This is a genomic window from Novosphingobium sp. NDB2Meth1, from assembly GCF_900117425.1.
Taxonomy (GTDB): Bacteria; Pseudomonadota; Alphaproteobacteria; order Sphingomonadales; family Sphingomonadaceae; genus Novosphingobium.
In genome coordinates, this window is the sequence record NZ_FPEH01000016.1 from 133,078 (window position 1) to 151,317 (window position 18,240).

The window sequence follows — 18,240 nt, forward strand, 5'->3', positions numbered from 1 at the left end:
CGCTCAGGCGACCAGCCGGCGCTGTGCTTCGGGCGGGAACATCAGGCCCAGCCACTCGCCCGAGACGGCAGGACGCGCCTCGCCTTCGATCTCGATCACCACGCCAGTGCGGGTCAGCACCGTGCCGTCCACGCGCGGGGTTGCGCCAAGGAAGGTGAAGCGGCCACGCACGCGAGCACCGACTGGCACCGGCGCCACGAAGCGCACGCGGTCAAACCCGTAATTGAGCGCATAGGCATCGGGCGGCCAGATGCCGGCCTCGTGGCTGAGATGCGTGGTCAGCCCCAGCGACAGGAAGCCGAATGCAATGGTCGTGGGAAAGGGCCCTTTCCGGGCGCACCAGTCCGGATCGACGTGCATCGGATCATGATCGTGGGTGGCACGGGCGAAGAGATCGATGTCGTCCTGCGTGATCACATGCCAGGGCGACACGCCGAGTTCGGTGCCAGGCTCATGGGTCGGGACCGGGGGCTGGTTCATTGCGGCAATCCAGAAGGTTCGAGATTGAACGTGAGAAAATCCGTCGCACGCGGGACCTGCTCGGCGCGGGGACTGGTGCCGAACAGGGCCCGGTACCACAGGATGGAGATGGCCTGCGCCAGCCGTTCGGGATCGCCACGCAAGTCCGCAAGATCGGGAAACTGGTAGGCGAAGGTCTGCAAAAGCACGGTATCGAGCATGGCCTGGAGCGCCAGCGCCGCGAACACGCGCGCGCTTTCATGGGCGGTGGAGTCCGGCGCGCGGCGCGCTATGCCGGCCGCGATGCGCTGGGCCACCCGCGCATTCATCGCCTGCCAGCGCTGCCGCGCTTCGGGCAAAGCATCGACGATCTGTGCCAGCGCCCGGTTGAGCCCGCCGCCACCGACAAAGCGGTGCACGTAGGCGCGATTGGCGGCAAGCACCGCCTCGAAGGGATCATCTGTGCGCGGGCCGCTGAATACGGCCTCGACGTTGGCTTCGCTCAGCTCGTCGAGCAGATCGAGCACCAGCGCGTTCTTGTCTTTGAAATAGATGTAGAAAACGCCGGCTGCCACACCCGCCGTCTTGGCTACGTCGGTGACCTTGAGGTCGTGGTAGCCGTGGTGCTCCAGCAACGTCAGCGCCGCATCGAGAAGACGGCGGCGCGTGCGTTCGGCCTTGGTGCCAATAGGAGTGGGAGGAGATTCGGCGCTCTGCATGCGCTGGGACTAATCCTACCAGGTCATCCCTGTCAATGAAAATGAATCCAGTTTCATTTTCATTGACAGCAGGCATGGTGATCCCGACCGACATAGCCTGCACGAAGGCTGCTTTCGGCTGAAGCCGACATTTGGCGGGCTGAACCTAAAGGGCAGCTTCGTCCCACTTCGCACCCTTGGCAGGACCGTTTCCCATGAATGCCAGAGGTTTCTCGGATTGCGCAAATGACCGCCGAAGGCGTCATGGATCGGACCGCCTACTCGGCCAAGCAGGCAAATCGATTGTCACACCTGCCAACTACGCCGTACTCGTCCGCTCGCGTAAACTACCGTCCGGCATTAATTGTTGGGAGCTTTGTGGAAAAAAGAACCGATCTTGGACCACAAGAATCTGATCTAGAACGATTATTTTTCAAAAAATGGATGCCCCGCGAGGATTCGAACCTCGATAGACGGAATCAGAATCCGTAGTCTTGCCGTTAGACGACGGGGCAATGAGCGCGCGCCTTTAAGCGCGGGTTTGGCCCGAGTCAAGGCGAGCAGACCCATTCCGGTGCCGTACTTGCTCCTGAGCCGCAGGAACGCTAGGATGCGTGTCAAGTACCTGCCGGGCATCCCCTTGGCGGGAAAACATAAGCGATTGGTAGACATGGCGGAATTCGATCCGCCGGCGCAGCAGCGCAAGACGCGGCCAGGCAAGCGGCGCGGACGCAAATCGGCGTCCCGCGGCAAGCCCAGGGGGGCCCGTCCCGCCCCCGCAGCGTCGGCCAGCACCCCTGCCGAGCCAGCCGCTCGGCCCGAGCCGAAGCTGGCAGCCAACCTGGCCATGAGCGCGCCCTCGCCCACGGTTTCCGCACCGCCCCAGCCCGTCGAAGCCTCGCGCGCGCCGTGGCAGAAGTCGCTGCCGTTCCACCGCCAGGCCTATGCCGCGATCGATCTCGGCACCAACAACTGCCGCCTCCTTATCGCGCGGCCTTCGGGCGATCATTTCATGGTGATCGATGCGTTCAGCCGCGTCGTCCGCCTCGGCGAAGGGCTTGCGCAATCGGGCCGTCTGTCCGAAGCCGCGATGGACCGCGCGCTCGGCGCGCTCCACATCTGCGCCGACAAGCTGCGCAAGCGCGGCGTCCATCTCGCCCGCTCGGTCGCGACCGAAGCCTGCCGCCGCGCCACCAATGGCGAGGCCTTTATTGAGCGCGTCCACCGCGAGACGGGCATCCGGCTCAACATCATCACCGCCGAGGAAGAAGCCCGTCTCGCCGTGCTCGGCTGCCACATCCTGCTCGAACCCGGCTGCGGCCCGGCGATGATCTTCGATATCGGCGGCGGCTCGACCGAAATGGTGCTCGTCGATACCAGCGACGCGGTGCCGCGCATTCTCGATTGGCAATCGGTGCCCTGGGGCGTTGTCTCGCTCACCGAAAGCATCGGCGCCATCGAGCTCACCGCCGAAGCCCGCGCCGCCGCCTACAGGGAAATGCGCCGCCGCATCACCGAAGGCTTCGCGCGGTTTGCCGAACGCGTCGCCCCCGCGCGCGAAGCCGCTGACCAGCAGGGCGGCCTCCGCCTGCTCGGGACCAGCGGCACGGTCACCACGCTCGCCAGCCTCCACCTTGGCCTGCCGCAATATGATCGCAGCGCGGTCGACGGCCTCATCGTGCCCACCGCCTCGATGCGCGAGATCAGCCAGCGCCTCGCCCACATCTCCCCGGCCGAGCGCGTCGCCGTGCCCTGCATCGGCCGCGAGCGCGCCGATCTGGTCGTCGCGGGCTGCGCGATCCTCGAATCGATCTTCGATATCTGGCCCGCCGAACGGCTCGGCATCGCCGATCGCGGCATCCGCGAAGGCATCCTGCGCAGCCTTATGGCGGCGGGCGGGCTGGGCGACCGGCGGGCGGCGGAAGCCAAGGGCGCCCAGGCATGAGCCCCAGGTCATGAGCAGAAGCGGCCGCGACCCGGGCACACGGGTCAAGACGGCGCGGGGACGCACCGCCTCGTCCAACCGCTGGCTCGCGCGCCAGCTCAACGATCCTTACGTCAAGCAGGCCAAGGCCGAAGGCTGGCGCAGCCGCGCCGCGTTCAAGCTGATCGAGCTCGACACCCGCTTCGGCCTGCTCAAGGGCGCGCGCCGTGTCGTCGATCTCGGCATCGCGCCGGGCGGCTGGGCGCAAGTCGTGCGCAAGCAGGCTCCGCAAGCCGAAGTCGTCGGCATCGACCTGCTGCCGGTCGACCCCATCGAGGGCGTGACGATCTTCCAGATGGACTTCATGGCGGATGAAGCCCCCGCCGCGCTCACCGGCGCACTGGGCGGTGCGCCCGATCTCGTCATCTCGGACATGGCCGCCAACACCGTCGGCCACAAGGCGACCGACCATCTGCGCACCATGGGCCTCGTCGAGACCGCGGTCGATTTCGCGGTACAGACGCTCGCGCCCGGCGGCGCCTTCGTCGCCAAGGTCTTCGCGGGCGGCACCGACGGCGAGCTTCTCACCATCCTCAAGCGCAACTTCAGGACGGTGAAGCACGCCAAGCCCCCCGCGAGCCGCAAGGACTCGTCCGAGTGGTACGTGATCGCCCAAGGCTTCAAGGGGCGCGCCGATCTCGAACCCACCCCATAGCCCTCTCCCCTTGAGGGGAGAGGGTTGGGAGAGGGGAGCACGCACTCCCCCCCCCGGCGGCGATCCGAAAGAACATTTCCACAGGCAGGGTTTTGCGCGAATCGGGGCGAGCGCCCTAACGCGTCGGCAACCCTTTCTGACCGGAGATTTCTGACCATGGCCGAAGCCGCCGACGACCGCCTGCGCCTCCTGATCGAGCGCATCGAACGCCTCGAGGAAGAAAAGAAGGGCATCGGCGACGATATCAAGGACGTCTACGCCGAGGCCAAGGCGGTCGGCTACGATCCCAAGATCATGCGCCAGATCGTCCGCCTGCGGAAGTTGAAGCCCGACGATCGCCGCGAAATGGAAATGATTCTCGATACCTACAAGAACGCGCTGGGCATCGAGTAGCAGGACTGGACGCGGGGCGGGGAGACGCTAGGCTGCGACGAAACGTTGCTGCCGGAGGTTCCCCGATGCGTCTTGCCCGCCCCGCCCTGCTTGCCGGCTTTGCCGCGCTGATTGCCGTAGCCGCGCCCGTTTCAGCAGCGGAAACCCCGGCCAAGCCGCAACCCAAGATCACCTACCTCCACGCCGGTCGCCTCCTCGACCAGCCCGGCAAGCCCCCGCGGGGTGCCTCCACCGTGGTGATCACCGACGGCGTGGTCACCAGCGTGAGCGACGGTACGCTGCCAGCCCCCGCCGGTGCCACCACCGTCGAACTCGGCGATGCTTTCGTGCTGCCCGGTCTCACCGACATGCACGTCCATTTGTTCAGCGACGGCGACCCGCTGCGCGAGCGGCTGGATGCCTCCACGCGCGACCGCGAGGATGCGGCCTATCTCGCCGCGCTCCATGCCAAGCAGACGCTCGAAGCCGGTTTCACCACGGTGCGCGATCTCGGCGGCCCGCCGCGCGGCATCCGCGCGCTGCGCGATGCGATCGACGCCGGCGAAGTGCCCGGGCCGACGATCATCAACGCCGGGACGATGATCTCGGTCTCCGGCGGCCATGGCGATGGCGGCGGTCTGAATGAGGAAAGCTACGGCGCCTTCTTCCCGCATGATTACAACAACCTCTGCAACGGCGCCGACGATTGCCGCCGCGCGGTGCGCGAGCAGATCCGGCTTGGCGCACAGGTCATCAAATTTGCCGCGACCGGCGGCGTGCTCTCGAACGTCGCGGGCGGGCTCGGCCAGCAGATGACCGACGAGGAAATGAAGGCTGTCATCGACACCGCACACAGCTTCGGCCGCAAGGTGGCGGCGCACAGCCATGCCGCGGCAGGCACGATGGCGGCGGTCAATGCCGGAGTCGATACGATTGACCATGGCACTTTCCTCGACGAGCCGACGATCAAGGCGATGCTCTCGCATGGCACTTGGCTCGTGCCGACTATGCTCGCCCCGGTCGCCGCGCTCGCGCAGGCCCGCGCCGGGCTGCTGCCGCCTGCGACGATCCCCAAGGCCGAAAACGCCGCTGCCGCCGAACGCAAGTCGCACGAACTCGCGATCCGCATGGGCGTGAAGATCGCCTTCGGCACCGACACCGGCGTCTCGAAGCACGGCGACAACGCCCGCGAGTTCGCGCTGATGGTCAAGGCCGGGATGACCCCCGCCGCCGCCATCGCCGCCGCCACCGTGAACGCCGCCGAAGCGCTGGGCCGCAGCGATAGCGTGGGCCGCATCGCGCCGGGCATGCCAGCCGATATCATCGCGGTCCACGGCGATCCGCTCACCGACGTCACCCGTCTCGAACACGTCGATTTCGTGATGAAGCGCGGCGCCGTGGTGAAGCAGTGACCCCATGGCGGACCCGCTGACGATCCGCGACGCCTGCCCGGAAGACGCAGAGGCCTGTGCTGCGATCTACGCACCCCATGTGACCGGCAGCTGGGTCAGCTTCGAACTTGAAGCCCCGGACAAGGCTGAAATGGCCCGCCGCATTGCCGACTATGGCACGAGCCACGCCTGGCTCGTGGCGGAACGCGACGGCGAGGTACTCGGCTATGCCTATGGCAGCCCGCACCGCACCCGCGCCGCCTATGCCTCCTCCTGCGATGTCGCGATCTATGTCAGCGCCGCCGCCGCGCGCTCGGGGATCGGCCGCGCCCTCTATGGTGAACTGCTCGCGCGCCTGAAGGCCAAGGGCTTCCACGCCGCCTTTGCCGGCATCGCCCAGCCCAATCCCGCCAGCGTCGCCTTGCACGAGGCCTGCGGTTTCACCCCCGTCGGCGTCTACCGCGAAGTCGGCTGGAAAATGGGCGCGTGGCGCGATGTCGGCTGGTGGCAGCGCGTGCTCTAGACACCCAGCAGCGCGAGGCTCACCGAAATGCCGTTGGCCGCCGCATGGATCAGCATCGAACCGAAGATGCCGATCCGCATCCGCGTATAGCTCAGCGTCATCCCCGCCCAGACTTGCGGCAGCACCATCGGCAGCAGCGCCCACGTAAAGCGCGGATAGTTGGAAAGGTGCGAAAGGCCGAAGACCAGAATCGACAGCCACACCAGCACCGGAAACGCGCGCTCGAACCCCGGCACCACACCGCGCCCGCGCAGCCACCACCAGCCCGCCGGTGCGACGATCCCCATGCCCAGCACGGCAAAGCTCGCCGGCACTTCATAGATACGCAGGCTCACCATCGCGAGGAATCCCGCGGTGAGGAACCCGCAGAATACAAGCCACACCGCGCGCACCCGGCCCGTCAGCCAGCCGCGAAACGCCAGTTCCTCCGCCACCGGCGCCAGCAGCACCACGAAGGGCACCAGCATCGCCTTGGAGACCTGATCGAAGGCTTCCGGCGAAGGGAGCCCCATCGCCGCCTGCCACAGCCCCAGCACCGGCAGCAGCACGAGCAGCAGCACCACCAGATGCAGCGCCAGCATGTACCGCAAGGCCTGCCCGGCGTAGGGCGCACGCAGCCCCGAAGGCGTCAGCATGTGTGGATGGGCCAGCCACGCGGCAAAGTCTTGGTATAGCGCTTTCATGGCAGCCCTGATGCCGCAGCGCGGGTTAAGACGGCGTGTGCAGGCCCAATTGCCCAGCGTCCCTGTCTCGGCTAGGGGAGCCGCCAAAGCAAACCCAAGCCTTCGAGCAGCACACCATGGCAGGCCATTCCAAATTCAAGAACATCATGCACCGCAAGGGCGCGCAGGACAAAAAGCGCTCGGCGATGTTTTCCAAGCTCTCCCGCGAAATCACCGTCGCGGCCAAGATGGGCATGCCCGATCCGGACATGAACCCGCGCCTGCGCGCCGCCGTCAACGCGGCCAAGGCGCAGTCGATGCCCAAGGACAATATCGCCCGCGCGATCGACAAGGCGAGCAAGGGCGAAGGCGACAACTACGAGGAAGTGCGCTACGAGGGCTATGGCCCGGGCGGCGTCGCGATCATCGTCGAAGCGCTCACCGACAACCGCAACCGCACCGCCACCAACGTGCGCACCGCCTTCGCCAAGAACGGCGGCAACCTCGGCGCCTCGGGCGCGGTGAGCCACGGGTTCGAGCGGCTCGGCCTGATCGAGTATCCCGGCAAGGCGGGCGATGAGGAAAAGGTCCTCGAAGCCGCGATCGAAGCGGGCGCCGAAGATGTCGAGAGCGATCTCGGCGACGGCGACGAGAACCCCGGCAGCCACCAGATCTGGGTCGCCATCGAGCAGCTCCACCCCGTCGCGCGCGAACTCGAGAAGGTACTGGGCGAAGCCGAGGGCGTGAAGCTCGCGTGGAAGCCCAACATGACGACCACCGTCGATGCCGATACCGCCGCGACGCTGCTCAAGCTGATCGACGTGCTCGAGGATGACGACGACGTCCAGACCGTCTGGGGCAACTACGAGATCCCCGACGAGGTGATGGAGAAGCTGGGTTGATCCTTCGTTCCTCCCCGGACCGGGGAGGGGGACCATCCGCCGGATGGTGGAGGGGCACGGGCGGACGATGATCATCCTCGGCATCGATCCCGGCCTCACCTGCACCGGCTGGGGCATTGTCGCCAAGTCCGGCAGCCGCCTCAGCCACGTCGCCAACGGCCAGATCCGCACCGATGCCAAAGCCGGCATGGCCGAGCGGCTGGTCGAGCTGGACGCGGGGCTGGCCGCCGTGATCGCGCAGCACCACCCCGATGCGGGCGCGGTCGAGGAAGTCTTCGTCAACGTGAACCCGCAGTCGACGCTCAAGCTGGGGCAGGCGCGGGGCGTCGCGTTGCTGGCCGTCGCGCGCGCGGGCCTGCCGGTGGCGGAATACCCCACCAAGGTCATCAAGAAGGCCCTCGTCGGCACCGGAGGGGCGGAAAAGCTGCAGATTCAGGCCATGCTCAAGGTCCTGCTCCCCGGTGTCGCGCTCACAGGCGCGGACGCCGCCGATGCCCTCGCCGTCGCGATCACCCACGCCAACATGATGGGCAGCCACCGCTAGGGCCAACGCGGTGTCGATGCTTCGACAAGCTCAGCATGAGCGGGGTTTCGGAGAATGGACAAAGCCCGCTCATGCTGAGCCTGTCGAAGGATGCTCGCGCAAGCTTGCTCGCGAAACGCAGGCCTGCCATAGAACAAACCATGATCGCAAAGCTCACCGGCCTGCTCGACGATTTCGGCCCCGACTGGGCCATCATCGACGTGAACGGCGTCGGCTACCTCGTCCACTGCTCGGCCAAGACGCTCGACCGGCTCGGCATTCGCGGCGACAGGGTGGTCATCCACACCGAGCTGCAGGTCTCCGAAAACGACCAGCGCCTGATCGGCTTCACCAGCGCTGCCGAACGCGGCTGGTTCCGCCTGCTGACCGCCGTGCAGGGGGTCGGCAGCAAAGTCGCGCTCGCCATCCTTTCCGCCCTCTCGGTCGAAGACCTGCAACGCGCCTGCGCCAGCGGCGATGCCGCGATGGTCGCCCGCGCGCAGGGCGTCGGCCCCAAGCTCGCGGGCCGCATCGTCAACGAACTCAAGGACAAGGCCGGTGGCCTCGGCCCGATCTCCGCCGGCCCCGGCAGCCCGCCGCTGGAAGGCCTCGCCGCTGCGCCCGCCGGCTCCACCAGCGCCGATGCGATTTCCGCCCTCCAGAACCTCGGCTTCAAACCCGCCACTGCCAGCATGGCCGTCGCCGCCGCCGTCAAGGAACTGGGCGACGATGCGCCGCTCAACGATCTGGTGCGCGTGGCGCTGAAGCGGGCGACGGGGTGAGACATGCTGCGCAAGCACCTCACTGCGCTGATATGCACTGCCGGCATGCTGTTTCTTGCGGGCGTGCTTGTTGGGCTCTGGATCTGGGATTGGCAGGAAATCGATAGGTGCCTCGATCATGGCGGTCGCTGGGACTACCATCTGCAGGTCTGCATCCTGAAGTGACCGCCCCAAACCCGCTTGCCGCTCCCACCCTGTTGGAGGATAATCGCCAGATGACCGACCTCAGCTTCCCCCTCCCCACCGCGCTGCAAAGCCGCATCGACCAGCGCATCGCCGATGGCGGTTATCTTGATGCCGCCGAGTACCTACGCGATCTGATCCGGCGCGATCTGGCCGAGGCGGACGAGGATGCCGCATGGGTCCGGGCGCGGCTGGCGGAGGGTGAGGCATCGGGCTATCTGGATGCTGATCCGCGCGACGTGCTCAGGGAGATCATGGCGAAACTGCCTGATGCATGAAGTTCGGATTTCGCGGCAGGCGCAGGCTGATCTTGAAGAAATCCAGTTGCGCAGCCTGACCGAGTTCGGAGCCCCCACCACGCGCGCCTTCATGGCAGGCTTCGACGACATTCTCGCTAGGCTGAAGATGTATCCGCTCGTCGGGAGAGTGCGCCCGGAATACGGCCGCAACGTCCGCAGCTGCCTGCGCGCACCCTACCTCGTGCTCTATCGCTTTGAGGCCGATATCGTTTCCATCCAGCGCATCCTCCATTCCTCAAGGCGGACCGAGCCGCTCGGCAAGGGTGAGCCATGACCGATAACCCCATCCTCACCCCCCGCCGCCAGACGGAAGACCCCGACGCCGCGCTGCGCCCGAAATCGCTGGCCGAATTCGTCGGGCAGGAAGCCGCGCGCGAAAACCTCCACGTCTTCATCGAAAGCGCCAAGCAGCGCGGCGAGGCGATGGATCATGTGCTGTTCTATGGCCCGCCCGGCCTCGGCAAGACCACGCTCGCCGCGATCATCGCGCGCGAGATGGGGGTGAACTTCCGCGCCACCTCCGGCCCGGTCATCGCCAAGGCGGGCGATCTCGCCGCACTGCTAACCAATCTGGAGAGCGGCGACGTTCTCTTCATCGACGAGATCCACCGCCTCAACCCGGTGGTCGAGGAAGTGCTCTATCCGGCGATGGAAGACCGCGCGCTCGATCTCATCATCGGCGAAGGGCCATCGGCGCGGTCGGTGCGGATCGATCTGCCGCCCTTCACCCTGATCGGCGCGACCACCCGCGCAGGCCTCCTCGCCACGCCTTTGCGCGACCGCTTCGGCATCCCCGTTCGCCTGCAGTTCTACACCGTGGCCGAGCTCGAACGCGTCGTCACGCGCGGCGCGGGCCTGCTCGGCATCGGCGTCGACAGCGGCGGCGCGGGCGAGATCGCGCGGCGTTCGCGCGGCACTCCGCGAGTCGCCGGCCGCCTGCTCCGCCGCGTCCGCGATTTCGCGCAAGTAGCCGGAGCAGCGGTGATTTCCCGCGACGTGGCAGACAGCGCGCTGACCCGGCTCGAAGTCGACTCGCTCGGGCTCGATCTGCAGGACCGGCGCTACCTCAGCATGATTGCGGATATCTACAAGGGCGGCCCGGTCGGCGTCGAGACGCTCGCCGCCGGCCTTTCCGAACCGCGCGACACCATCGAAGACGTGATCGAGCCTTACCTCATCCAGCTCGGTCTGGTCGCCCGCACCGCACGAGGTCGGTGCCTCAACGATCGCGGCTGGCGCCATCTGGGACTCACCCCGCCCGCCGCCGATCTCCCCGGCCTCTTCGCGCCCGACGAGGGCTGATGGTAAACGCTCTAAGCGTAACTGCCGATGCCAATTCGGTTCCAGATTGGCACAGACTTGCGCGCAAGCCCCGTTTTGACCCAATTCGGGTCCCCCGGAGGGGGTGAAACCCGGTTAACGGCATTGCCGCAGCCGGTCTGATCTGCGTTGTTCGATCTGTCAGGAGAGGGTTTGTCCACCATTGTGCGGATAAGGCCCTTTCCCACGGGAACAGAGAGCAAAGATCATGTCGGTTCGGATGGCATTGGCAAAACTGGCGGCCTGCGCAGCGGGCGGTGCCGTGCTGGGCGGCGGCGCGGTGCACGTGTCGGAAGCGCCCTCGGCTGCCGAGATCCATCACGTCAAGCCGATCAAGGTCAAGCAAGTGAAGCGGCACTATGCCGTGGTCAAGCCGCGCCCGGTCCACCGCCTGCGCCGCGTGGTCAAGACCACCGTCACCAAGTCCTGCGCCATGCCGCAGCAGCAGATGGCCTATGCCCCCGTCCCCTACATGGCACCGATGCCCCCGCAGGCAGCGGGCGGCGGCAGCGCGGCCCCGGTCGTCATCGGCGGCGGCGGCGGGATCGGCGGCTTCGGCGGCGGGTTCTTCGGCGGCTTCTTCGGCGGCAGCAGCGGCGGCGGCAGCGTGGTGGTCTCCTCGACCAGCACCGGCTCGACCTCGACCTCCGGCGGCTCCACCTCGGGCGGCAGCACCTCGACCTCGGGCGGTTCGACGTCGACGTCGGGCGGCTCGACCTCGAGCGGCAATATCTCCACCTCGACTTCGAGCGGCAACGTCTCGACCAGCTCGGGTGCGGTGACCAGCAGCACCTCGACCTCGTCGGGCAACGTCAGCACGTCTTCGGGCAATGTCTCGACGAGCTCGGGCAATGTCAGCACCTCGTCGGGCAACGTCTCCACCAGCTCGTCGACTTCGACCAGTTCGGGCAACGTGACGAGCAGCTCGTCGACCTCGTCCTCGACCTCGTCGTCGACGTCCTCCTCGACTTCGTCGTCCTCCTCGTCGACCGGTGGCTCTTCCTCGTCGTCGAGCAGCAGCTCCAGCTCGTCGTCGTCGTCCTCGAACGGCAGCACCAGCACGTCTACCTCGACCTCGTCGAACGGCGGCACGCCGGTGCCGGAACCCTCGATGGTCCTCCTGTTCGGCGCCGCTGCCGCCGGTCTCGTCGCGCGCCGCCGTCAGGGCCTCAAGGCCAAGGGTGCGGCTACGGCCTGAACCAGCTTCCGCGGGCCGTCACGTACGCAGCATACGCGGGCAAAAGGAAAGGGCGGCTCCGGGGGGGAGCCGCCCTTTCTGATTCCAGCGCGACCGCTTGCGACCGTCAGGCCGCCAGGTTGCGCAGCACGTAGTGCAGGATGCCGCCGTTGAGATAGTATTCCAGCTCGTTGGCAGTATCGATGCGGCAGAGCGCGGTGAAGGTGAAGCTGGTGCCATCGGCGCGCGTCACCTCCACTTCCACATCCTGACGCGGCTTCAGGCCCGCCACACCGCGGATGGTGAAGCTGTCGTCACCCGTCAGCCCCAGCGTCTCGCGGCTCTCGCCTTCCTTGAACTGCAGCGGCAGCACGCCCATGCCGACAAGGTTCGAGCGGTGGATACGCTCGAAGCTCTCCACGATCACCGCGCGCACGCCGAGCAGGTTGGTGCCCTTGGCCGCCCAGTCGCGGCTGGAACCGGTGCCGTATTCCTTGCCCGCGATCACGACCAGCGGCGTGCCGTCGGCCTTGTGCTTCATCGCCACGTCGTAGATCGCGCCGACCTCGCTGCCATAGCGGCTCATGCCGCCTTCGATGCCGGGCACCATCTCGTTCTTGATGCGGATGTTGGCGAAAGTGCCGCGCATCATCACTTCGTGGTGGCCGCGGCGCGCGCCATAGGAGTTGAAGTCCGCCTTGGCGACCTGGTGCTCCATCAGCCACTTGCCCGCCGGACTGTCGGCCTTGATCGAACCGGCCGGCGAGATGTGGTCGGTGGTGATCGAATCGCCGAGGATCGCCAGCGGCTTGGCCTCGATAATGTCGCTCACCGGCGCCGGGGTCATCGTCATGCCCTCGAAGTAGGGCGGGTTGGCAACATAGGTGCTGCCCGCGCGCCACTGGTAGGTTTCCGAGCCCGTGACGTTGATCGCCTGCCAGTGCACGTCGCCCTTGTAGACGTCGGCGTAGCGCGCCTGGAACATCGCGCGGTCCATGCAGCCCGCCATCGTCTCGTAGACTTCATGGTTCGACGGCCAGATGTCCTTGAGATAGACGTCCACGCCATCCTTGCTCTGGCCGATCGGGGTCGAGACGAAGTCCTCGATCACCGTGCCCTTGAGCGCGTAGGCCACCACCAGCGGCGGGCTGGCGAGGAAGTTCGCGCGCACGTCGGGCGAGACGCGGCCCTCGAAGTTGCGGTTGCCCGAGATCACGGCCGCGGCAACGAGGCCGTTGTCGTTGATCGCCTTGCTGATCGGCTCGGCCAGCGGGCCCGAGTTGCCGATGCAGGTCGTGCAGCCATAGCCGACGAGGTTGAAGCCCACCGCGTCGAGGTGCTCCTGCAGCCCGGCCTTGACGAGGTAGTCCGTCACCACCTGCGAGCCCGGCGCCAGCGAGGTCTTGACCCAGGGCTTGGGCTTGAGGCCCATCTCGTTGGCCTTCTTGGCGACGAGGCCCGCCGCCACCAGCACGCCCGGGTTCGAGGTGTTGGTGCAGCTGGTGATCGCCGCGATCGTCACGTCGCCATCGCCGATGTCGAAGTCCTTGCCTTCCACCGGCACGCGCTGCTGCGCCTTCTTGTAGGTGTTCGCCATGTCGGCATTGAACACATCATCGACGTCGGGCAGCGAGACGCGGTCCTGCGGGCGCTTCGGCCCGGCAAGGCTGGGCACCACGGTGCCAAGGTCCAGCTCCAGCGTCGAGGTGAACACGGGCTCGACCGAAGGATCGATCCAGAAGCCCTGCGCCTTGGCATAGGCTTCGGTCAGCGCGATCTGGTCTTCCTCGCGGCCGGTCAGGCGCATGTAGTCGAGCGTCTTGTCGTCGATGCCGAAGAAGCCGCAAGTAGCGCCATACTCCGGCGCCATGTTGGCCAGCGTCGCGCGGTCCGCCAGCGTGAGCGAGGCAAGGCCCGGACCATAGTATTCGACGAAGCGGCCGACCACGCCGTGCTTGCGCAGCATGCTGGTGCAGGTCAGCACGAGGTCGGTCGCGGTCACGCCTTCCTGAAGCTCGCCGGTGAACTTGAAGCCGACAACTTCGGGGATCAGCATCGAAACCGGCTGGCCAAGCATCGCGGCTTCCGCCTCGATCCCGCCGACGCCCCAGCCCAGCACGCCAAGGCCGTTGATCATCGTGGTGTGGCTGTCGGTGCCGACGCAGGTGTCAGGATAAGCGACTGTCGCGCCGTCCGGCCCTTCGCTCGTCCACACCGCCTGCGCGATATGCTCGAGGTTGACCTGGTGGCAGATGCCGGTGCCCGGAGGCACCGCCTTGAAGTTGGCCAGCGACTTCGAGCCCCACTTGAGGAAGTCATAGCGCTCGCCGTTGCGGTAGTATTCGATCTCGACGTTCTGCTCGAAAGCCTTGGGGTGGCCGAACTCGTCGACCATCACCGAGTGGTCGATCACGAGGTGAACCGGCACCTGCGGATTGATCTTGCTGGTATCGCCGCCCAGCTTGGCAATCGCATCGCGCATGGCGGCGAGGTCGACCACGCAAGGCACGCCGGTGAAATCCTGCAGCAGCACGCGCGCCGGGCGGTACTGGATCTCGCGGCTGCTCGAGGGGTCCTTCTGCCAGTCGACCAGCGCCTTGATGTCGTCGGTCGAGACGGTGAAGCCGCCATCCTCGAAGCGGAGCAGATTCTCGAGCAGGACCTTCATCGAGAAAGGCAGGCGCGAGACGTCACCATAGGCTGCGGCGGCCTTGCCGAGCGCGTAGTAGGCATAGTCCTTGCCGCCAACGGTAAGCGTGCTGCGGGCGCCGAGCGTGTCCTGTCCGACCTGGGTCATGGCGATGCGTAATCCCTTCAAGTTGAAACCGTTTGCCGCACCGGAGCCGCCCCCGAGGGCACGCGTGCCCGATGCGCCGAGACAGCCCCCGCGTCAAGGCTTGGGGCGCTCGAAATGCATAGGCCTCTGCATGCCATACGGTGCGGCGCAGCGAAACGTTACAAGGCCGCAGTCAGGCCCGTTCGGCGGCCGCTTCGGGCGCGGGTTTGCGCTGCAGCGCGATCAGGCAGCCCGCCACGATCAGCACCACGCCGGCCAGGGTGCGCCACGTCAGCGGCTCGGAAAACACCACCCAGCCGACAATCGCGGCCCAGATGAACGCGGTATACTCGAGCGGCACCAGCACTTGCGCCTCGGCGCGCGCATAGGCCCAGCCGAGCAGCATCAGCGACGCGGTCGACAGCACGGCGGAGGCGGCCAGCACGGCCCAGATCTGCGCGGGCGGCACCGGCGCGAACCACCAGGCGCCGATCCCCAGCAGGCAGAAGATGAAGAAGGTCTGGAAGAACGAGATTTCCTCCGGCCCCGCCAGCTGTGATTGCCGCCGCTGCAACACGAGGTTCCACGCATAGAGCACGGCCGAAATCAGGATCGCGATCAGGCCGTGCACGCTTTCGGCATTGTAGCTCGTCCCGCCAAACTTGCCCGCCGCGATCAGTCCCACGCCGGACAGGGCCAGCACCGATCCCGCCACCGCGCGCCGCGAAAGCTCCTCGCCCAGCCAGACGGCAGCGAGGTAGAGCGCCAGCAGCGGCGCAATGAACGAAAGCGCCATGGCTTCAGCCACGGGCGTCCGCGCCAGGCCATAGAAGAACAGCGTCGCCATCACCCCCGAAACGCCCGAGCGCAGCAGATGCAGCCGCATCGCCTCGCGCCCCGGCAGGCCGCGCTTGCCGTCCTTGTTGCCGCGCGCCAGCCACACCGGCAGCATGATCAGCGATCCGACCAGATTGCGCCAGAACAGCGCCGCATAGGCTCCCACCGCCAGCGCGGCGATCTTCATGAAGCCGTCCATCACCCCGAAGCACAGCAGCCCGGTCATCGCGGAGAGGATCGGCAGGAGGGGGGCAGCGCGCTTCATCGCCCGCCCATAGCGACGCCTTTCGTGCAGCGCAAAGGTCAGCAGCATCGTGCAACCTGGATCAGTCTGGCGATTCAGCAAACAGACAGCCGCCTTGCTTGATTGCTTCGTCCGCTTGGGGCAGGAATCACCAGACAGCCGGGCGCCACACAGGGAAAGACATCGAGCAATGCGCATGATTCATCGGGCCAAAGTCAGCGGCATGCTCTGCACGGCAGCCTTGGGCTGGGCCGCGCTGGGCACGCCCGCCACGGCCGCGCAGCAGGGCCCGGTCGATCTGACCGCCGGCGTCCAGCCCGCCAAGCCCGCGCCGAAGCCCACGCCGACGGCGACCGCCCCGACCGCACAGGCCCCGACGGTACAGGCCACCCCGGCCCCCACCGGCACGGCCACACCCGACGCCGTACCCGTCTTCCAGCCGCTGCCGCCCCCGCTGGCGCACTGGACGCTGGCCGATGCCAAGGCCCTCCTCGCCGCGATCAAGGGCATCCGCAGCGAAGGCCTCACCCCGGCCGACTACGAGCCCGCCAATCTCGCCGCCGCCATCGCCAAGGGTGAAGGCGACGATCTCGACGTACTCGCCAGCCGCCTGTTCGTCTGGCTGGCCGAAGACCTGCGCGATGGCCGCACCCCGATGCCCGCGCGCATCCAGTGGTTCGCCATCGATCCCGATCAGGACCTGCACCCCAACGCGCAGCTCCTCGCGCAGGCGACCGAAACGCACGACATTCCCGGCGTGCTCGCCTCGCTCAATCCCACGCATCCCGATTACGCGCTGCTCAAGGACATGCTGGCCAAGGCCAAGGACCCGCGCCAGATCGGCATGATCAAGGCCAACATGGACCGCTGGCGCTGGCTCGCGCGCGACATGGGCCTCCAGTACCTCATCATCAACGTGCCCGAGCAGGAGCTCCGGCTGACGGTGAACAACAAGATCATCCGCTCCTACCGCGCCATCGTCGGCAAGCCGGGCAAGACCGCAACGCCGCAGCTCGCCGAGCAGGTCAAGAACGTGGTGTTCAACCCGACGTGGACCGTCCCGCAGTCGATCGTCGTCGGCGAAGGCCTCGGCGCGCGCCTGATCAAGAACCCGCGTCAGGCCGCGCGCGAAGGCTATGTCGCCACCAAGGCCGCCGATGGCACGATCACCGTCGTGCAGCAGCCGGGCGACAGCAACTCCTTGGGCCGCGTCAAGCTCGACATGCCCAACGAGCACGCGATCTACATCCACGACACCCCCAACCGGAACCTCTTCGCGCTGCCTTCCCGCGCGCTCAGCCACGGCTGCATCCGCGCCGAACGCGCCACCGAACTCGCGATGACGATGGCGATCCTCGGCGCCGATCTGCCGCCGGAAACCGCCGTCGAATACAACCTCTCGGGCAAGTACACCAAGGTCCCGATGACCAAGCCCTGGGCGGTCTACATCACCTACTTCACCGTCGCGCGCGACGTGACCGGCCTGATGCGCAGCTTCCCGGACATCTACAGCCGCGACGCGCCCGTCATCGCCAGCTTCGCCCAGCCGCGCCAGCTCCACACCGACCAGCGCAAGAGCACCGAAGCGATCATCAAGCTGGATAACCCGCTGTGACGGGGCAACCGGGCAAGCCTGTGCTTGCCCGGTTGCCGTATCGCTTCAGTCTCGCAGCTCCCCGGCCTCAGGCGCCGAACCCGCCGTCAATGGTCTGCATCGAGCCGGTGATCATGCCCGCATTCGGCCCGGCGAGGTAGGCCGCCAGTTCTGCGATTTCCTCCGCTTTCACATGGCGCTTGATCGCCATGAAGCCGTGCATCATCGGCGCCATCGGGCCGTCCGCCGGGTTCATGTCGCTGTCGGTTGGTCCCGGCTGGATGCTGTTGACCGTGATCCCGCGGTCGCCGAAGTCGCGCGCCAGCCCCCGCACCATGCCCTGCACGGCCGACTTGGTCAGGGCATAGGCGGCGCCCCCGGCGAACGGCATCCGGTCGCCGTTGACCGAGCCGATGACGATGATCCGGCCGCCGTCGTTCATCCGCCGCGCCGCCTCGACCGCTGCGTGATAGGGCGCGCGCACGTTGACATCGATCATGTGGTCGACGGCGTCGGCATCAAGTTGCAGCGGATCGCCCATGACGAGCGTGCCGGCATTGATGATCAAGGCATCGAGCGCGCCCTGCCCGGCAACCGTCGCGATCAGCGCAGCGCGATCCGCACTGTCAGTCTGGATCGCGCTCGCTCCGGTTTCAGCGGCCAGTGCATCGGCAGCGCCTTGCGAACCGGCGTATGTGAAGCTCACCGCTGCGCCCGCCGCGCTGAAACGGCGCACGATGGCCGCGCCAATGCCCCGGCTTCCGCCAAGCACCAGCACGTTCTTTCCGTTAAGGTCGTCCATGTTCTGTCTCCTTCGGGTCTGTGCCAGCGGGCCGGTGCCACGATGCTGCCGATCTGC

At 67.0% G+C, this 18,240-nt stretch carries 20 protein-coding genes and 1 tRNA gene; 14 read left to right on the forward strand and 7 right to left on the reverse strand.

The genetic code is table 11. The annotated features are described in order from the left end of the window. Positions 1 to 3 precede the first annotated feature (3 nt). From NDB2M1_RS12725 to NDB2M1_RS12735, 3 genes are all read right to left on the reverse strand, one after another. Positions 4 to 480, reverse strand: coding sequence for a MaoC family dehydratase (locus NDB2M1_RS12725; protein ID WP_072382833.1), 477 nt, complete (start codon positions 478 to 480; stop codon positions 4 to 6). Further along, positions 477 to 1,178 (reverse strand): TetR/AcrR family transcriptional regulator, encoded by a 702-nt coding sequence (locus NDB2M1_RS12730; RefSeq protein WP_072382835.1) that lies wholly within the window; start codon positions 1,176 to 1,178, stop codon positions 477 to 479. Before NDB2M1_RS12730 ends, NDB2M1_RS12725 begins: the two co-directional genes overlap by 4 nt. Positions 1,179 to 1,598: 420 nt before the next feature. Beyond that, positions 1,599 to 1,672: transfer RNA gene (locus NDB2M1_RS12735), tRNA-Gln, on the reverse strand. Positions 1,673 to 1,827: 155 nt separating this feature from the next. Between NDB2M1_RS12735 and NDB2M1_RS12740 the strand changes: the two genes are divergently transcribed. From NDB2M1_RS12740 to NDB2M1_RS12760, 5 genes are all read left to right on the forward strand, one after another. Beyond that, positions 1,828 to 3,102 carry a Ppx/GppA phosphatase family protein gene (locus tag NDB2M1_RS12740; protein ID WP_072382837.1) on the forward strand — a complete coding sequence of 425 codons (1,275 nt, stop codon included), beginning with the start codon at positions 1,828 to 1,830 and terminating at the stop codon, positions 3,100 to 3,102. A gap of 10 nt (positions 3,103 to 3,112) precedes the next feature. Continuing rightward, positions 3,113 to 3,796 (forward strand): RlmE family RNA methyltransferase, encoded by a 684-nt coding sequence (locus tag NDB2M1_RS12745; protein WP_072382838.1) that lies wholly within the window; start codon positions 3,113 to 3,115, stop codon positions 3,794 to 3,796. A gap of 156 nt (positions 3,797 to 3,952) precedes the next feature. Continuing rightward, positions 3,953 to 4,189, forward strand: a complete 237-nt coding sequence (locus NDB2M1_RS12750) for a DUF2312 domain-containing protein (protein WP_054123520.1) — start codon at positions 3,953 to 3,955, stop codon at positions 4,187 to 4,189. A gap of 65 nt (positions 4,190 to 4,254) precedes the next feature. Then, positions 4,255 to 5,580 (forward strand): metal-dependent hydrolase family protein, encoded by a 1,326-nt coding sequence (locus NDB2M1_RS12755; protein WP_072382840.1) that lies wholly within the window; start codon positions 4,255 to 4,257, stop codon positions 5,578 to 5,580. A 4-nt stretch (positions 5,581 to 5,584) separates the two neighbouring features. Then, on the forward strand, positions 5,585 to 6,082 hold the full coding sequence (locus tag NDB2M1_RS12760) for an arsinothricin resistance N-acetyltransferase ArsN1 family B (RefSeq protein WP_072382842.1): 498 nt from the start codon (positions 5,585 to 5,587) through the stop codon (positions 6,080 to 6,082). Here the strand turns inward: NDB2M1_RS12760 and NDB2M1_RS12765 are convergent. Next, positions 6,079 to 6,717, reverse strand: a complete 639-nt coding sequence (locus tag NDB2M1_RS12765) for a CPBP family glutamic-type intramembrane protease (RefSeq protein ID WP_171955388.1) — start codon at positions 6,715 to 6,717, stop codon at positions 6,079 to 6,081. The genes NDB2M1_RS12760 and NDB2M1_RS12765 overlap by 4 nt on opposite strands. Before the next feature lie 164 nt (positions 6,718 to 6,881). On the opposite strand from NDB2M1_RS12765, the gene NDB2M1_RS12770 reads away from it, so the two are divergent. The 8 genes from NDB2M1_RS12770 (at position 6,882) to NDB2M1_RS21785 (ending at position 11,951) form a co-directional block, all read left to right on the forward strand. Continuing rightward, positions 6,882 to 7,646, forward strand: a complete 765-nt coding sequence (locus NDB2M1_RS12770) for a YebC/PmpR family DNA-binding transcriptional regulator (RefSeq protein ID WP_072382846.1) — start codon at positions 6,882 to 6,884, stop codon at positions 7,644 to 7,646. A gap of 67 nt (positions 7,647 to 7,713) precedes the next feature. Then, positions 7,714 to 8,190 carry a crossover junction endodeoxyribonuclease RuvC gene (gene ruvC / locus NDB2M1_RS12775; RefSeq protein ID WP_072383218.1) on the forward strand — a complete coding sequence of 159 codons (477 nt, stop codon included), beginning with the start codon at positions 7,714 to 7,716 and terminating at the stop codon, positions 8,188 to 8,190. Between the two features lie 140 nt (positions 8,191 to 8,330). Further along, positions 8,331 to 8,951, forward strand: coding sequence for a Holliday junction branch migration protein RuvA (ruvA, locus tag NDB2M1_RS12780; RefSeq protein ID WP_072382848.1), 621 nt, complete (start codon positions 8,331 to 8,333; stop codon positions 8,949 to 8,951). Between the two features lie 3 nt (positions 8,952 to 8,954). After that, the gene (locus NDB2M1_RS22655; protein ID WP_171955389.1) at positions 8,955 to 9,116 is read left to right on the forward strand and encodes a hypothetical protein; all 162 of its coding nucleotides are present in this window, start codon (positions 8,955 to 8,957) and stop codon (positions 9,114 to 9,116) included. A 50-nt stretch (positions 9,117 to 9,166) separates the two neighbouring features. Beyond that, positions 9,167 to 9,412 carry a ribbon-helix-helix domain-containing protein gene (locus NDB2M1_RS22075; protein WP_054123527.1) on the forward strand — a complete coding sequence of 82 codons (246 nt, stop codon included), beginning with the start codon at positions 9,167 to 9,169 and terminating at the stop codon, positions 9,410 to 9,412. Next, positions 9,405 to 9,707: a type II toxin-antitoxin system RelE/ParE family toxin gene (locus NDB2M1_RS12790; RefSeq protein WP_072382850.1), complete on the forward strand. Its 303-nt coding sequence runs from the start codon at positions 9,405 to 9,407 to the stop codon at positions 9,705 to 9,707. The genes NDB2M1_RS22075 and NDB2M1_RS12790 overlap by 8 nt, the downstream gene beginning before the upstream one ends. Then, positions 9,704 to 10,735: a Holliday junction branch migration DNA helicase RuvB gene (gene ruvB, locus NDB2M1_RS12795; RefSeq protein WP_054123529.1), complete on the forward strand. Its 1,032-nt coding sequence runs from the start codon at positions 9,704 to 9,706 to the stop codon at positions 10,733 to 10,735. Before NDB2M1_RS12790 ends, ruvB begins: the two co-directional genes overlap by 4 nt. A 226-nt stretch (positions 10,736 to 10,961) precedes the next feature. Beyond that, entirely contained in the window at positions 10,962 to 11,951 is a 990-nt protein-coding gene (locus tag NDB2M1_RS21785; protein WP_083554843.1) for a PEP-CTERM sorting domain-containing protein, read from the forward strand. 106 nt (positions 11,952 to 12,057) lie between these two features. Here NDB2M1_RS21785 and acnA read toward each other — a convergent pair whose 3' ends face one another. Together acnA and NDB2M1_RS12810 are read right to left on the reverse strand one after the other, a co-directional pair. Further along, positions 12,058 to 14,727, reverse strand: coding sequence for an aconitate hydratase AcnA (gene acnA / locus NDB2M1_RS12805; RefSeq protein WP_072382852.1), 2,670 nt, complete (start codon positions 14,725 to 14,727; stop codon positions 12,058 to 12,060). Between the two features lie 172 nt (positions 14,728 to 14,899). Continuing rightward, positions 14,900 to 15,808: a DMT family transporter gene (locus NDB2M1_RS12810; RefSeq protein WP_072383220.1), complete on the reverse strand. Its 909-nt coding sequence runs from the start codon at positions 15,806 to 15,808 to the stop codon at positions 14,900 to 14,902. Positions 15,809 to 15,983: 175 nt separating this feature from the next. Between NDB2M1_RS12810 and NDB2M1_RS12815 the strand changes: the two genes are divergently transcribed. Continuing rightward, a complete protein-coding gene (locus NDB2M1_RS12815; RefSeq protein WP_371328208.1) occupies positions 15,984 to 17,402 on the forward strand; it encodes a L,D-transpeptidase family protein in 1,419 nt (472 codons plus the stop codon). 67 nt (positions 17,403 to 17,469) lie between these two features. On the opposite strand, the gene bdcA is transcribed toward NDB2M1_RS12815, so the two are convergent. Then, positions 17,470 to 18,183 carry an SDR family oxidoreductase gene (gene bdcA, locus NDB2M1_RS12820; RefSeq protein WP_072382856.1) on the reverse strand — a complete coding sequence of 238 codons (714 nt, stop codon included), beginning with the start codon at positions 18,181 to 18,183 and terminating at the stop codon, positions 17,470 to 17,472. Positions 18,184 to 18,240 lie beyond the last annotated feature (57 nt).